We start from the raw sequence: 13,502 nt of genomic DNA, 5'->3' as shown, positions 1-13,502 counted from the left end.
AACACGGCCTGCGCAGACCCTAAATTAGGAGTCTTCAGGCAGGCCGCAAATAAAAACGCGAGTGATTAAACGTTATCGACTTTTCGTTCAACGGCTTTCAACCGTTTGCTTATCTCATCAATATTCATCACCAGCGCTGCGGTTTTACGCCATACTTTGTTGGGTTGCAAAGGAATGCCCGAAGAGTATACCCCAGGTTCTGTGATCGGTCGCATGACCATTCCCATTCCCGTGACCGTCACTTTATCGCAGATCTCCATGTGCCCGTTAATGACGCTGGCACCGCCGATCATGCAATAACGACCAATTTTCAAGCTCCCCGCCATAATGACGCCACCCGCTACCGCGGTATTGTCGCCAATCACGACGTTGTGCGCAATCTGACATTGATTATCAATGATAACACCATTGCCAATGACCGTATCATCCAACGCGCCACGATCGATGGTTGTGCTTGCGCCGATCTCAACCCGGTCGCCAATTCTTACCGTTCCTAACTGCGGGATCTTCACCCAGTTACCGCGATCGTTGGCATAGCCAAAACCGTCTGAACCGATAACCGTTCCCGACTGAATCAGGCAATGTTCACCCAGCTCAACGCGGTGATAAATCGTTACATTTGCCCACAAACGGGTACCTGCGCCAATGCGGGCATCTTGACCGATAAAGCAGCCGGGGCCAATCACAACGCCATCGCCCAGTTGTGCGCCAGATTCAATGACGGCATTTGCGCCAACGGACACATGCTGACCCAGCCTCGCGTCCGGAGCAATAACCGCGCTCGGCGCAATGTCAGTTGCCGGTTGCGGCGTGGTATCCAGCAGTTGCGCCATACGCGCATAGGTAAGGTAGGGATTCTTCACTACCAGCGCAGTAACCTGACAGTAAGGTAAATCCGCTTCCGTCAGCACGACCGCTGACGCCTGCGTCCCAGCCAGTTGCTCACGGTAACGACTGTCGGAAAGAAACGTAATTTGCCCAGATTTTGCTGAATGCATAGAAGCAACACCGGTGATGACGATATCGCCATCACCGTGTAATTGTGCATCCAACTGTTGAGCTAACGCGTCCAGTCGAATTGAATACATGGTTTATTTAACCTGTTTCAGCACATCGGCAGTGATGTCTTTCGCATTGGCGACATACGCAACCGCGTTAGCGTCAATCACAACATCATAACCTTCTTTGGTTGCAACCGCTTTCACGGCATCCTGAATACGGCTCAGAATTTTGTTGCGTTCTTCCATCTGACGACGGCGGTTATCCTGGTCAAAAGCCTGCGCTTTGGTGGAGAACTGCTCGCGTTGCGCCATGACGTCCTTCTCCATTTTGCTGCGTTCGCTCGCTTTCATGGTAGAACCGTCACGCTGCAACTTCTGCATCTTGGTCTGTAAAGCGTTTTCCATAGATTGCAGTTCAGAAGCACGGCCTTTGAACTCGTTTTCCAGCTGTTTGCCAACGGTTTCACGCTGTGGCAGCTGTTGGAAAATGCTGGAGACGTTAACAACAGCAATTTTGTCAGCAGCCTGAACGCTGGCTGAAGCAGCCAATGCTAAACCGAGGCCTGCGGCACATAACCACTTTTTCACTATAAACTCCTCAACCTAACCTATTTGTGTCTTAACACTTTAATTATGGGCATCACGCCGTAGTGTGAACGGCTTCTGATCAACCATTCATAGCCACGAAATATTCATATCAACGAACTATTTATATCAACGAAATACTCGTCTCAACGAATCATGATACGACATTCCCTGCATACGACCTATTGACGTCACACTACCAGGTTTTGCCAATGTTAAACTGGAATTGTTCCGACTTGTCTCCATCGTACTTTTTAACCGGCTGGGCATAGGAGAAGACCAATGGCCCAAGCGGAGACATCCATTGCAACGCGATACCGCTGGAAACACGGAAGTTGCTTGCTTTGCTGTAATCCGGTACGCCTGCGGCAATCGTTGCAGGTGTATTTTCCCAGTTGGTATCCCATACCGTACCACCATCCACAAAGAAGGATGTACGTACAGAATTCGCGTATTTATCGCTGATAAACGGCGTCGGCACGATCAGTTCCGCACTCAGCACGGCCATCGCATTCCCCCCCACCGCATCATCCAGATTAGTCGAGTCAATCGGACAATTAGCATAAGACGTTGCCCCCGCAGCACACTTGTAATATGCGGCTTTAGGACCAATGGTGTTCGACTGGAAGCCACGCACTGTACTGGAACCACCGGCATAGAAGTTGTCGTAGAACGGCACTTCCTTACTACCGATGCCATCAGCAAAGCCCGCACGCGTACGGCCCATCACGACCCATTTACCACTGTCGGTCAACGGGTAGTAACTCGCCGAATCAAACGTCAGTTTGTAGTATTCGTTATCGGAGCCTGGTATCGCAATCTTGGCGTTCGCAGAGGCACGTGTTCCTTTCGTCGGGAAGTAGCCGCGATCCAGATTGTTATACGACCATCCGGTATTCAGGAAGAAATCATTGGCTTTGAAATCCGCACTCGATTTGTTGTTCTCAGGAACCACCGATGGGTTGACACCCACGGAATCCAGATAACGCCACATTGCCACCTGCGGTCTCATATCGGACAGATCGTTATGGACATAATCCAGGCCGACACGCAGTGAGTTGTTCTCGTTAATTGGGAAGCCCAGCGTGCTGCCCACGCCGTAACTCACGTTGGTATAATCGGACAGATCGGCGTCAGAGGCCTCGAATTTGTTATAGAAGACGCGGCCACCGAGGCTAACGCCATCGACGGTAAAGTACGGGTCAGTTAGTGACAGTTCGACATACGTCTGGTAGTCGTTTTTCGTCCCGCTGATACCCACGGAGTTACCTGTCCCCAGCCAGTTGTCCTGCTGAACCCCAGCCTGGAAGCTCACACCACTTTCGGTACCGAAACCAACACCAAAGTTGAATGTCCCCGTATTACGCTCTTTGACTTTATACGTCACATCAACCTGATCGGCCACGCCGGGAACACGCTGCGTTTCTACATCAACGCTTTCAAAGAATCCCAGTCGGTTTAGACGTTCTTTGCCTTGTTCAACCAGATCGTTACCTAACCAGGCACCTTCCATCTGGCGCATTTCACGGCGCAGGACAGCGTCTTTCGACGTGTCGTTGCCATCAAAACGGATATGACGCACATAGAAACGGTTACCGGCATCAACGTTGATGTTTAATCTCACCGTCTTGTCTGCATCATTAATTTCCGGCTGCGTTACCACGCGCGGATAGGCATAGCCATAACGACCCAGCAGTTTCTTGATGTCCTCTTCCATCCGGGTCACTTTCGTCCCGTTGTAGAGTTCACCCGGTTCAATCTTTGTCAATCCTTCGATTTCCGCAGAATGACCAGCCAGATTACCTTTCACCGTCACGCCGGACAGCTTGTACTGATCGCCTTCCGTCATATTGATGGTAATGTAGATGCCTTTTTTATCTGGCGTCAGGCTCACCTGAGTAGAATCAATGTTGAAACGCGCATAGCCGCGATCCAGATAGAAACTCCGCAGAGTTTCCAGATCGCCAGACAATTTTTGCTTCTGGTATTTACGATCGCCAACCACGTTCCACCACGGCACTTCATCACGCAGTTGGAAACGGGAGATCAATTCGTCGGAGCTGAACGCTTTGTTACCGACAATATTGATCTGTTGGATCTTGGCGGAAACACCTTCCGTGAAGACCAGTTTCAGGTCTACGCGGTTACGCGGGAGTGGCGTGACAACGGCTTTAACCGATGCGCTGTACTTACCCACGCTGTAGTAGAAATCTTCCAGTCCTTTTTCGATGCTGGTGAGCGCCGTGCGGTCCAACGCTTCACCGACGCGCACGCCGGAAGCCTCAAGGTTCTCTTTCAGCATGTCGTCTTTAACAGACTTATTGCCGGAAAACGTGACGCTGGCGATTGTCGGACGTTCTTTCACCTGCACAATCAGCGTTTCGCCATCGCGCAGGACGCGGACATCTTCAAAATTTCCGGTCGCAAACAAGGCACGGATGGTGTTGCCGATATCATCGTCACCGATGGTATCACCAACGCGGACTGGCATACTGAGTAGTGCCGCCCCGACTGCAACCCTTTGCAGGCCCTCGAAATGAATGTCCTTCACTACGAACCCGTCTGCACCGTATACGGTTGCGCTGCTGAACAGCAGCGACGCTATGAGCAACTTTTTGATCGCCATCGTTGTTATGCGTTTTTCCTAACCTAATCCCGCGCCTAGAGACGAGAGAAATCATTGAAAAGTGCAAGTCCCATTAACAACATCAGCAATACTGTACCAATGCGATAGCTAACGTCCTGCACACGCTCAGAAACCGGCCTGCCCTTCAGCTTTTCAACCGCAAGAAAGAGCAGGTGTCCACCATCCAATACCGGCAGAGGGAATAGATTGATGATCCCCAAATTAACGCTGATTAAGGCCAAAAACATCAGGTAATAAATCAATCCATAATCTGCTGACATTCCTGCGCCCTGAGCAATCGAAATGGGACCGCTCAGGTTGTTCAGCTTAACATCCCCCATAACCAGTTTCCCTAACATACTGACGGTCAATTTCATCAGTTGCCAGGTTTTATCTGTTGCCTGGTAGATTGCGCTAAACGGCCCATACTGGCGCACAGTTCTGTATTCTTCCGGCAGCGGCGTCACACTTGGCATAACGCCTGCCAGCCCTTCAACTCTGCCACTCCCCACAGATTTGCTGTCTGGCGTTAACGTCAACGGTATTGCTGCGCCGTTTCGTTCCACCTCCAGAGCAATGGATTGTCCGGGGTTATTACGCACGGCGATGACGAAATCACGCCATTGCGCTAGCACCTGCCCGTCGACTTTAACGATCCTGTCTCCGACTTGCAAACCTGCTTTTTCCGCCGCCGAGCCTGCCTGCACCTGATGCAGTACGGGCTCGATTTGCGGACCGCGCGGAATAATACCGAGCGAGGCAGCAGGATCTTGCTTATCAGGCTCAAACTGCCAATCGCGTAAATCCAGCGTTTTCTGGACGACGCGGTCAGCACCTAAAGGTGCAGTTCCGATCACGACTTCGCTATCGCCGATTTTACCGATCAGCGCCAGACGCGCAGTATCCCAATCAGGCGTTTCGATACCATCTACTGACTTTAGTTCCATTCCCGCGGACATTTCCGCTTGCGCCGCGATGGAATTGGGCAGGATTTCACCCACAACCGGACGCACGCCCGGCACGCCGAGAATAAACACCAGCCAGTACGCCATAATGGCAAACAGGAAATTGGCAATCGGGCCAGCGCTGACGATAGCCGCACGCTGCCAGACCGTTTTACTGTTAAATGATTGGTGGCGGAATTCTGGCGCAACGGTGTCGACACGTTCATCCAGCATCTTGACGTAGCCACCAAGTGGGATCAGCGCAATCACGAATTCTGTACCGGTACGATCGCGACGACGCCATATTGCGCGCCCGAAGCCAACGGAGAAGCGTTCGACCTTCACACCACAGCGGCGAGCCACCCAGAAATGCCCAAACTCATGGACGGTGACCAACACACCCAGTGCGATAATAAACGCGGCAAGATTCCAGAAAAAACTCAGCATAAATAGCTCTACCGCTTTATTCTAAGCCACTTTAAACAGCAGCAGCATCAGGCAAGAGAATACAGGAACCGCAGCAGTCAGGCTGTCGATACGATCGAGCACACCGCCGTGCCCCGGAATCAAATGGCTACTGTCTTTGATGCCCGCCTCGCGTTTGAACATGCTTTCCGTCAAATCACCCAGTACCGAAGCCAACGCGGCAGCGATAGAACATATCAGCAATGTCGATGGCTCCACCGTTAATGGCGCGTAGAAGCTAAACAACACAGAGATTAGCGCTGAGGTCGCCAGGCCGCCGAGAAAGCCTTCCCAGGTTTTGCCCGGCGAAACTTTTGGCGCAAGCTTACGCTTACCAAACAGTTTACCTAACATGTAGGCACCGCTGTCCGCCCCCCACACCAGCAGCATGACATACAGCAGCCACCAGGCTCCCGTGAACGGATTAATCGCGTAATTATAATGACGAAGCGCGACCATGCCCCAGAAAAACGGCACGATCGTCATAATACCGAACACAAGCCGCAATGTACGCGAATGGCGCCAGAATGAGGCGGAAGCCGGATAGAACAGAACCAATAGCAGTGCCACCCCCCACCATGCCAGTGATGACCAGAGTGAGACACTGATCTGCGGAATATGAACGGAATAATGGTAGGCTGGGAGTGATAACAGCATCAGCGCCAGCAAGAAACCACACAGAATCGCGAGCCACAGGCGTTGACCATAAGAGGCAAATCCTGCCAGTTGCCCCCATTCCCATGCCGCCAGCATACAAACAGCCAGCGTAACCAACGTGAATCCCAGAGGAGGCAGCAAGAAAAGCGCTGCAATAACAATCGGGATCAAAATAAAAGCAGTAATCAGGCGATACTTCAGCAAAAGTTCCCCCTAGGATGCATCAGCATCGATAGGTGTTGTTCCCCCGAAGCGGCGCTCGCGTTGTGCAAAAGCATTCAGCGCACCTTCAAAGACTTGTTCATCGAAATCAGGCCAGAGGACATCAGTAAAGTAAAGTTCAGCATAAGCAATTTGCCACAGAAGAAAATTACTGATGCGGTGTTCTCCACCGGTTCTGATCACCAAATCAACCGGAGGCAGATCATTCAGACAGATGTACTGACATAATGATGCTTCATTAATGCTATCAGGACGCAGAATGCCTTCCTGCACCTGCTCTGCAAGTTGCCGTACTCCCTGAATAATATCCCAACGGCCGCCATAATTCGCGGCAATATTGAGTGTGAGCCCCTGATTCTTTTCTGTCAGCGTCTCCGAACGGCGGATGCGCTCTTGCAAACGCGGACTGAAGCGACCGATATCGCCGACAACCCGTAAGCGAACATTGTGCTTGTGCAGGCTTTTTACTTCGCTGTCCAGCGCCCGAACAAACAGCTCCATGAGTGCGGAAACTTCCTGCGCCGGACGGTTCCAGTTTTCACTACTAAATGCATAAAGCGTTAGTGCGTCCAGCCCTTGGCTTACGGCAAAACTGACTGAACGTCGCACAGCCTTTACACCAGCCTGATGGCCAAAAATCCGCATTTTCCCCCGGTTTTTCGCCCAGCGACCATTGCCATCCATAATAATGGCAACATGCTGCGGCCCCGCGGGTGGCAGATCGTTAGTATTTTTTTGATTATCGGACGGCATAACGCGTACTTATTTCCTCAAGCAAGAAATACAACAGTCCTTCCGTAACATCAGACCCCGTTAGCGCAAAAAAAGCCGTGAACAATCACGGCTTAGCTTCACGGTCGATTAAACCACTTTCGCATAATCAACCATTGAGTGGCGCAGACTATACCACCTCCACCGCACATGAACAAATTGTGCCATGAGCCTATCCGGTTATCGCGCGTAGCGTGTCAATGCGCGCGCGGCGGCCTGTCTGGCCCAGCGATCAATGAATAAAACATCATCAACACTGGCAGGTTCTGGCAATGTAAGCTGTGCAATGACATGCCGATTTACTGTCGCGATATCCGTAAAACGAATCTGCGACTGCAAAAATGCCGCTACCGCAATTTCATTCGCGGCATTCAATGCTGTCGTGGCCGACTGACCATGACTACAGGCATCCATTGCCAACTGCAAACAAGGGTAGCGCGCATAATCCGGGTCCAAAAAGGTTAGCGCGCCAATCTGGCAAAAATCTAACGCTTTTGCGCCCGAGGCCACACGTTCGGGATAAGCCATCGCATGGGCAATCGGCGTACGCATATCAGGCGATCCTAACTGCGCCAGAACGCTGCCATCACGGTAGCGTACCATTGAGTGAATCACCGACTGAGGATGAATAATGACTTCCATCTGCTCAGCAGAAGCGTTAAACAGCCAGCGCGCTTCGATATACTCCAGCCCTTTGTTCATCATTGTGGCGGAATCAACCGAAATTTTACGCCCCATTGACCAGTTTGGATGGGCGCACGCCTGATCTGGCGTCATATCCGCCAGCGCCGACACCGATGTTTCACGAAACGGACCGCCGGACCCAGTCAGAATAATGCGTTCAACACCATGCTGCGACAATGAAGCGTAACCTAACTGACGCTGAATTTGCTCAGGTAAACTCTGAAAAATCGCATTATGTTCGCTATCTATTGGTAAAAGCTGCGCGCCACTTTGCGCTACCGCGTCCATAAAGAGACGCCCGCAAGTAACCAGTGACTCTTTATTCGCCAACAAGACCTGTTTTCCGGCATGGATTGCCGCCAACGTCGGCAATAATCCTGCGGCTCCCACAATCGCGGCCATGACCTGATCGACGCCATCCAACGCGGCAAGCTCACACGCCGCCTGAACCCCTGCCAGAACTTCCGTTTTGCAGCCGCATTCCACCAATTGCTGGCGCAGAGCTGTTGCAGAGGCTTCATCCGCCATTGAGGCATAAGCAGGTTGGAAAGTAAGACACTGCTCCAGCATCAGCTTGACGTTGTACCCGGCGGATAGCGCACGTACGGCAAACTTATCAGGATTGGCTTTAATGACGGCCAGCGAACTGACGCCAATAGAGCCAGTGGAACCAAGAATTGTCAGTTGCTTCATTAAAAATGCTCTGAATAACCGGATTTGATGACAGGAAGGTACACGAGTCTGAGACGATTGCCATGATATATCTCTGCTCTCGCTCACAGTCGCGACTGTAACAGGGATATATATAGCAAAAAATTGTTTACTGCCCAGAGGGGCTGGCCTTCACCTATTCCCTGCATAAAAAATAAAGCGCCGCCGGAAAAAAGGGGCAAGCCCACACGTTTCCTGCGACGCTATATTCAACAGGCTGATTAGAACTCCATCAGCTCCGCTTCTTTTTCTGCCAGTACGGTATCCACTTTCTTGATGAAGTTGTCAGTCAGTTTCTGTACATCGTCCTGAGCACGACGTTCTTCATCTTCACTGATCGCTTTATCTTTCAGTAGCGCTTTCAGTTTGTCGTTAGCATCACGGCGCACGTTGCGTACAGAAACACGCCCTTGTTCCGCTTCGCCGCGCACAACTTTGATCAGATCTTTACGACGTTCTTCCGTCAATGGTGGCAACGGAACACGGATGACGGTGCCAGCAGAAGACGGGTTCAGGCCGAGATCGGAGGCCATGATGGCTTTCTCAACCGCCGGGCCAAGCGTACGGTCGAATACCGTAATTGCCAGCGTGCGGGAATCTTCTACGACAACGTTAGCAACCTGACGCAGTGGCGTTGCGCTGCCATAGTATTCAACCTGAATGCCATCAAGAATGCTAGGCGATGCACGGCCGGTACGGATTTTGCTGATCTGGTTTTTAAACGCTTCAACACATTTATCCATGCGCGTTTCAGCATCTTTTCTGATTTCATTAGTCACGTTGTGAACCCTTGAAAACTGGTTGCCTGGCGGACCATGTCAGTACATGATCCGGTGAATAATTAATGCCAGCGCTCGGCTGACGTATAGCGCAATACTGACAATATATTACCCTATAATCGGGATTAGCCGTTATTACTGACTAATCAACGTTCCTTCTTTTTCACCCATAACAACGCGACGCAGTGCGCCAGGTTTGTTCATGTTGAAAACACGGATCGGTAAATTATGGTCGCGTGCCAGCGTAAACGCAGCAAGATCCATCACTTTCAGCTCACGTTCCAGCACTTCCTGATAGGTCAGCGAATCGTATAACGTTGCTGAAGGATCTTTTACCGGATCGGCAGAATAGACCCCATCGACCTTTGTTGCCTTCAATACGACATCTGCTTCAATCTCAATGCCGCGCAGGCAAGCTGCAGAATCCGTGGTAAAGAAAGGGTTACCTGTCCCGGCGGAGAAAATCACCACGCGGTTATTGCGCAGCAGGCTAATCGCTTCCGCCCAACTGTAATTGTCACAGACGCCATTCAAGGGAATGGCGGACATCAGGCGAGCGTTCACATAGGCACGGTGCAACGCATCACGCATTGCCAGACCATTCATGACGGTCGCCAGCATTCCCATGTGGTCGCCCACAACGCGGTTCATACCCGCTTTAGCCAGACCCGCGCCACGAAACAGGTTACCGCCGCCGATAACCACACCGACCTGAATACCTAACTCAACCAGTTCTTTCACTTCCTGAGCCATGCGATCCAGAATGCTCGCATCGATACCAAAACCTTCAGTTCCCTGTAAAGCTTCGCCACTGAGCTTCAGCAGGATTCGTTGATAGACGGGTTTTGCATTGGTTGCCATGGTGTTCTTATCCTACAGGCTGTCGTCGTATTGGGGGTTGTAAAATCAAAACTGTTCCACCCAGCCCTTATTCTGAATGCAGGAAGCCAAGCGTAATGAAACTCTTTGGGCTGGATAAAAAGGAACCGCCAACTGGCGGCTCTTTTTACTGATTAAGACTGCTTACTCATCGCTGCAACTTCAGCAGCAAAGTCAGCCTCAACTTTCTCAATACCTTCACCCACTTCGAAACGGATGAAGTTAGTTACATCAGCATTGTGCTCTTTCAGCAACTGACCAACAGATTTGGCTGGATCCATAACGAAAGGCTGACCAGTCAGAGAAACTTCACCGGTGAATTTCTTCATACGGCCTTCAACCATTTTCTCTGCGATTTCTTTCGGCTTGCCAGACTGCATCGCGATTTCCAACTGAACCTGGTACTCTTTCTCTACCACTTCAGCAGACACGTCTTCTGGCTTAACGAATTCAGGCTTGCTTGCCGCAACGTGCATAGCCAAGTGTTTAACCAGCTCTTCGTCAGCGCCTTTAGCAGCAACCAGGACACCGATGCGCGCACCGTGCTGGTAGTTACCCAGAATGTCGCCTTCCAGAGCAGAAACGCGGCGAATGTTGATGTTCTCACCGATTTTCGCAACCAGCGCGACACGCTCTTCTTCGAACTGTGCTTTCAGCACGTCAACATCAGTGATTTTGCCTGCAACAGCCGCGTCCAGCACTTTGTCAGCAAATGCCTGAAAACCACCATCTTTAGCAACGAAATCGGTCTGGCAGTTAACTTCCAGGATCACAGCGTAGTTACCGTCGATCTTAGTCTTGATTACGCCATCAGCAGCAACGTTGCCTGCTTTTTTCGCCGCTTTAATCGCGCCGGATTTACGCATGTTTTCGATAGCCAGCTCGATGTCGCCGTTAGCTTCAACCAGCGCTTTCTTACATTCCATCATGCCAGCAGCGGTACGCTCACGCAGCTCTTTTACCAGTGATGCGGTAATTTCAGCCATTCTAAAATCCTCGGGAGATTTGTTCTGCCTGGTCGCCACAACCAAACAGCTTTAAAAGTGAAAAAGGGGCCATAAAAAGGCCCCTAACCAAACTAGTACTACCTGGTTAATAAGGGCTCAACGAGCCAGACTTATTATTCAGCTTCTACTAAGCCTTCTTCTGCCTGCACAGCCAGATCTTGAGAACGGCCTTCGCGGACAGCAGTCGCAACAGCGCTCAGGTACAGACTAACTGCACGGATTGCGTCATCGTTACCAGGGATGATGTAGTCAACGCCATCTGGATCGGAGTTGGTATCAACCACGGCGAATACCGGAATACCCAGGTTGTTAGCTTCTTTGATTGCGATGTGCTCGTGATCGGCGTCGATAACGAACAGCGCGTCTGGCAGACCGCCCATATCTTTAATACCGCCCAGGCTGTTTTCCAGCTTGTCCAGTTCACGAGAGCGCATCAGCGCCTCTTTTTTGGTCAGCTTGTCGAACGTGCCGTCTTGAGATTGGGTTTCCAGATCTTTCAAACGCTTGATGGACTGACGAACGGTTTTCCAGTTAGTCAGCATACCGCCCAACCAACGATGGTTCACGAAAAACTGATCGCAGTTGTTGGCTGCATCTTTTACCGCTTCGCTTGCTGCGCGCTTAGTACCAACGAACAGAATTTTGCCTTTGTGAGAAGCAATTTTGCTCAGCTCAGCCAGAGCGTCGTTGAACATTGGTACAGTTTTTTCAAGGTTGATGATGTGAACTTTGTTACGCGCACCGAAGATGAATGGCTTCATTTTCGGGTTCCAGTAACGGGTCTGGTGACCAAAGTGTACGCCAGCCTTGAGCATATCGCGCATGGAAACAGTTGCCATGATTACCTCTATTAATTAAGTATGGGGTTATGCCTCCACATGTCCCATTGCGCCGACCCCATCCGGTGAAACACCTCAGGAGCACCCCGGCGAACGTGCCGACATGTGTGTGTTATTTACACAAAGTGAGTTTAGTCGATGTGGCTGGGTACCGTATAACCAATATCCAGCCGGATCATCGGCGCGCTTTATACCATAAATCCCCCAGCGACACCAACATTTGTTATTCAATCGTCCACGCATCAGAATGATCGTTTGGCAACCCAGCGGCAGGACTGGTAACATAAGTTATTAGTTATTCATCTTAATTCTCGTGTCTTAAATGACACCTGCGGACGACCACCAATGGCAATTTCAATTAAAACTCCTGAAGACATCGAAAAAATGCGCGTCGCTGGCCGTCTGGCTGCCGAAGTTCTGGAAATCATCGAACCCCACGTGGTGCCGGGCGTGAGCACCGCCGAACTGGACAGAATCTGTCACGATCACATTACCAACAAGCAGCAGGCGATCTCCGCCAGTCTGGGCTACCACGGTTTCCCGAAATCAGTGTGTATTTCCGTCAATGAAGTGGTGTGCCACGGTATTCCAAGCGATGACAAAATCCTTAAGGATGGCGATATCGTCAATATCGACGTCACCGTCATCAAAGACGGCTTCCACGGCGATACCTCAAAAATGTTCATCGCAGGCAAGCCAACCATTCTGGGCGAGCGCCTCTGTCGCATCACGCAGGAAAGCCTCTATCTGGCGTTGAAAATGGTTAAACCCGGCATTCGCCTGCGTACGTTGGGTAAAGCGATCCAGCAGTTTGCGGAAGGGAATAACTTCTCCGTAGTGCGTGAATATTGCGGTCACGGTATCGGTAAAGGCTTCCATGAAGAGCCGCAGGTTCTGCACTATGATGCCGATGACGGCGGCGTGGTGCTGCAGGCGGGTATGGCATTTACGATCGAGCCTATGCTCAATGCCGGTGATTTCCGTATTCGCACAATGAAAGACGGCTGGACGGTAAAAACCAAAGATCGCAGCTTGTCGGCACAGTACGAGCATACTATTGTGGTAACCGATAACGGCTGCGAAATAATGACGTTGCGAAAGGATGACACCATCCCCAACATCATCACGCATGAACAGTAAACACTAAGCCGGCAGATGCCGGCTTTTTTCTGGCGTGCAAAAGCACGTCCCCCTTAAGGCCGTCGCAAGCGACGTTGGAAAACGCGCTCTGCGTTTTTTTATGGGCTGCGCTATGACAGATAACCACTTTTCGCCAGACAGTACACCACCTGACGCAACCTCACCCAACAGCCCTTCAGATACCACGACACT

12 protein-coding genes are annotated in these 13,502 nt (G+C 51.0%); 1 reads left to right on the top strand and 11 read right to left on the bottom strand.

Translation table 11 applies throughout. The features are described from left to right. Positions 1 to 65 precede the first annotated feature (65 nt). From lpxD to rpsB, 11 genes are all read right to left on the bottom strand, one after another. Positions 66 to 1,088: a UDP-3-O-(3-hydroxymyristoyl)glucosamine N-acyltransferase gene (gene lpxD, locus ACKQAD_RS04345; protein ID WP_409159026.1), complete on the bottom strand. Its 1,023-nt coding sequence runs from the start codon at positions 1,086 to 1,088 to the stop codon at positions 66 to 68. A gap of 3 nt (positions 1,089 to 1,091) precedes the next feature. Then, positions 1,092 to 1,589, bottom strand: a complete 498-nt coding sequence (gene skp, locus ACKQAD_RS04340) for a molecular chaperone Skp (protein WP_409159025.1) — start codon at positions 1,587 to 1,589, stop codon at positions 1,092 to 1,094. Between the two features lie 193 nt (positions 1,590 to 1,782). After that, positions 1,783 to 4,212, bottom strand: a complete 2,430-nt coding sequence (gene bamA / locus ACKQAD_RS04335; RefSeq protein WP_409159024.1) for an outer membrane protein assembly factor BamA — start codon at positions 4,210 to 4,212, stop codon at positions 1,783 to 1,785. Positions 4,213 to 4,247: 35 nt separating this feature from the next. Continuing rightward, the gene (gene rseP, locus ACKQAD_RS04330) at positions 4,248 to 5,603 is read right to left on the bottom strand and encodes a sigma E protease regulator RseP (RefSeq protein ID WP_409159023.1); all 1,356 of its coding nucleotides are present in this window, start codon (positions 5,601 to 5,603) and stop codon (positions 4,248 to 4,250) included. 21 nt (positions 5,604 to 5,624) lie between these two features. After that, entirely contained in the window at positions 5,625 to 6,482 is an 858-nt protein-coding gene (cdsA, locus tag ACKQAD_RS04325) for a phosphatidate cytidylyltransferase (RefSeq protein WP_409159022.1), read from the bottom strand. Positions 6,483 to 6,491: 9 nt separating this feature from the next. Next, complete coding sequence (ispU, locus tag ACKQAD_RS04320; RefSeq protein WP_409159021.1) at positions 6,492 to 7,253, bottom strand: (2E,6E)-farnesyl-diphosphate-specific ditrans,polycis-undecaprenyl-diphosphate synthase; 762 nt, start codon at positions 7,251 to 7,253, stop codon at positions 6,492 to 6,494. A 198-nt stretch (positions 7,254 to 7,451) separates the two neighbouring features. Next, positions 7,452 to 8,648: a 1-deoxy-D-xylulose-5-phosphate reductoisomerase gene (gene ispC, locus ACKQAD_RS04315; RefSeq protein ID WP_409159020.1), complete on the bottom strand. Its 1,197-nt coding sequence runs from the start codon at positions 8,646 to 8,648 to the stop codon at positions 7,452 to 7,454. A gap of 239 nt (positions 8,649 to 8,887) precedes the next feature. Continuing rightward, a complete protein-coding gene (gene frr, locus ACKQAD_RS04310) occupies positions 8,888 to 9,445 on the bottom strand; it encodes a ribosome recycling factor (RefSeq protein ID WP_409159019.1) in 558 nt (185 codons plus the stop codon). Between the two features lie 135 nt (positions 9,446 to 9,580). Further along, complete coding sequence (pyrH, locus tag ACKQAD_RS04305; RefSeq protein WP_012773631.1) at positions 9,581 to 10,306, bottom strand: UMP kinase; 726 nt, start codon at positions 10,304 to 10,306, stop codon at positions 9,581 to 9,583. 152 nt (positions 10,307 to 10,458) lie between these two features. Further along, a complete protein-coding gene (tsf, locus tag ACKQAD_RS04300) occupies positions 10,459 to 11,310 on the bottom strand; it encodes a translation elongation factor Ts (protein ID WP_409159018.1) in 852 nt (283 codons plus the stop codon). Between the two features lie 134 nt (positions 11,311 to 11,444). Beyond that, on the bottom strand, positions 11,445 to 12,170 hold the full coding sequence (gene rpsB / locus ACKQAD_RS04295) for a 30S ribosomal protein S2 (protein WP_409159017.1): 726 nt from the start codon (positions 12,168 to 12,170) through the stop codon (positions 11,445 to 11,447). A gap of 345 nt (positions 12,171 to 12,515) precedes the next feature. Here rpsB and map point away from each other — a divergent pair, with 345 nt between their 5' ends. Then, positions 12,516 to 13,310, top strand: coding sequence for a type I methionyl aminopeptidase (gene map, locus ACKQAD_RS04290; RefSeq protein ID WP_319846843.1), 795 nt, complete (start codon positions 12,516 to 12,518; stop codon positions 13,308 to 13,310). Positions 13,311 to 13,502 lie beyond the last annotated feature (192 nt).

This window comes from Pectobacterium artocarpous, assembly GCF_046159765.1.
In the GTDB taxonomy this organism is placed as follows: domain Bacteria; phylum Pseudomonadota; class Gammaproteobacteria; order Enterobacterales; family Enterobacteriaceae; genus Pectobacterium.
Note: the sequence above shows the minus strand (reverse complement) of the source record. Positions and strands in the feature narration are given on the sequence as shown.

Coding starts and splice junctions, on each gene's coding strand:
- lpxD (WP_409159026.1), bottom strand. CDS start 1,088: ATGTATTCAATTCGACTGGACGCGTTAGCTCAACAGTTGGATGCACAA.
- bamA (WP_409159024.1), bottom strand. CDS start 4,212: ATGGCGATCAAAAAGTTGCTCATAGCGTCGCTGCTGTTCAGCAGCGCA.
- rseP (WP_409159023.1), bottom strand. CDS start 5,603: ATGCTGAGTTTTTTCTGGAATCTTGCCGCGTTTATTATCGCACTGGGT.
- ispU (WP_409159021.1), bottom strand. CDS start 7,253: ATGCCGTCCGATAATCAAAAAAATACTAACGATCTGCCACCCGCGGGG.
- ispC (WP_409159020.1), bottom strand. CDS start 8,648: ATGAAGCAACTGACAATTCTTGGTTCCACTGGCTCTATTGGCGTCAGT.
- pyrH (WP_012773631.1), bottom strand. CDS start 10,306: ATGGCAACCAATGCAAAACCCGTCTATCAACGAATCCTGCTGAAGCTC.
- tsf (WP_409159018.1), bottom strand. CDS start 11,310: ATGGCTGAAATTACCGCATCACTGGTAAAAGAGCTGCGTGAGCGTACC.
- rpsB (WP_409159017.1), bottom strand. CDS start 12,170: ATGGCAACTGTTTCCATGCGCGATATGCTCAAGGCTGGCGTACACTTT.
- map (WP_319846843.1), top strand. CDS start 12,516: ATGGCAATTTCAATTAAAACTCCTGAAGACATCGAAAAAATGCGCGTC.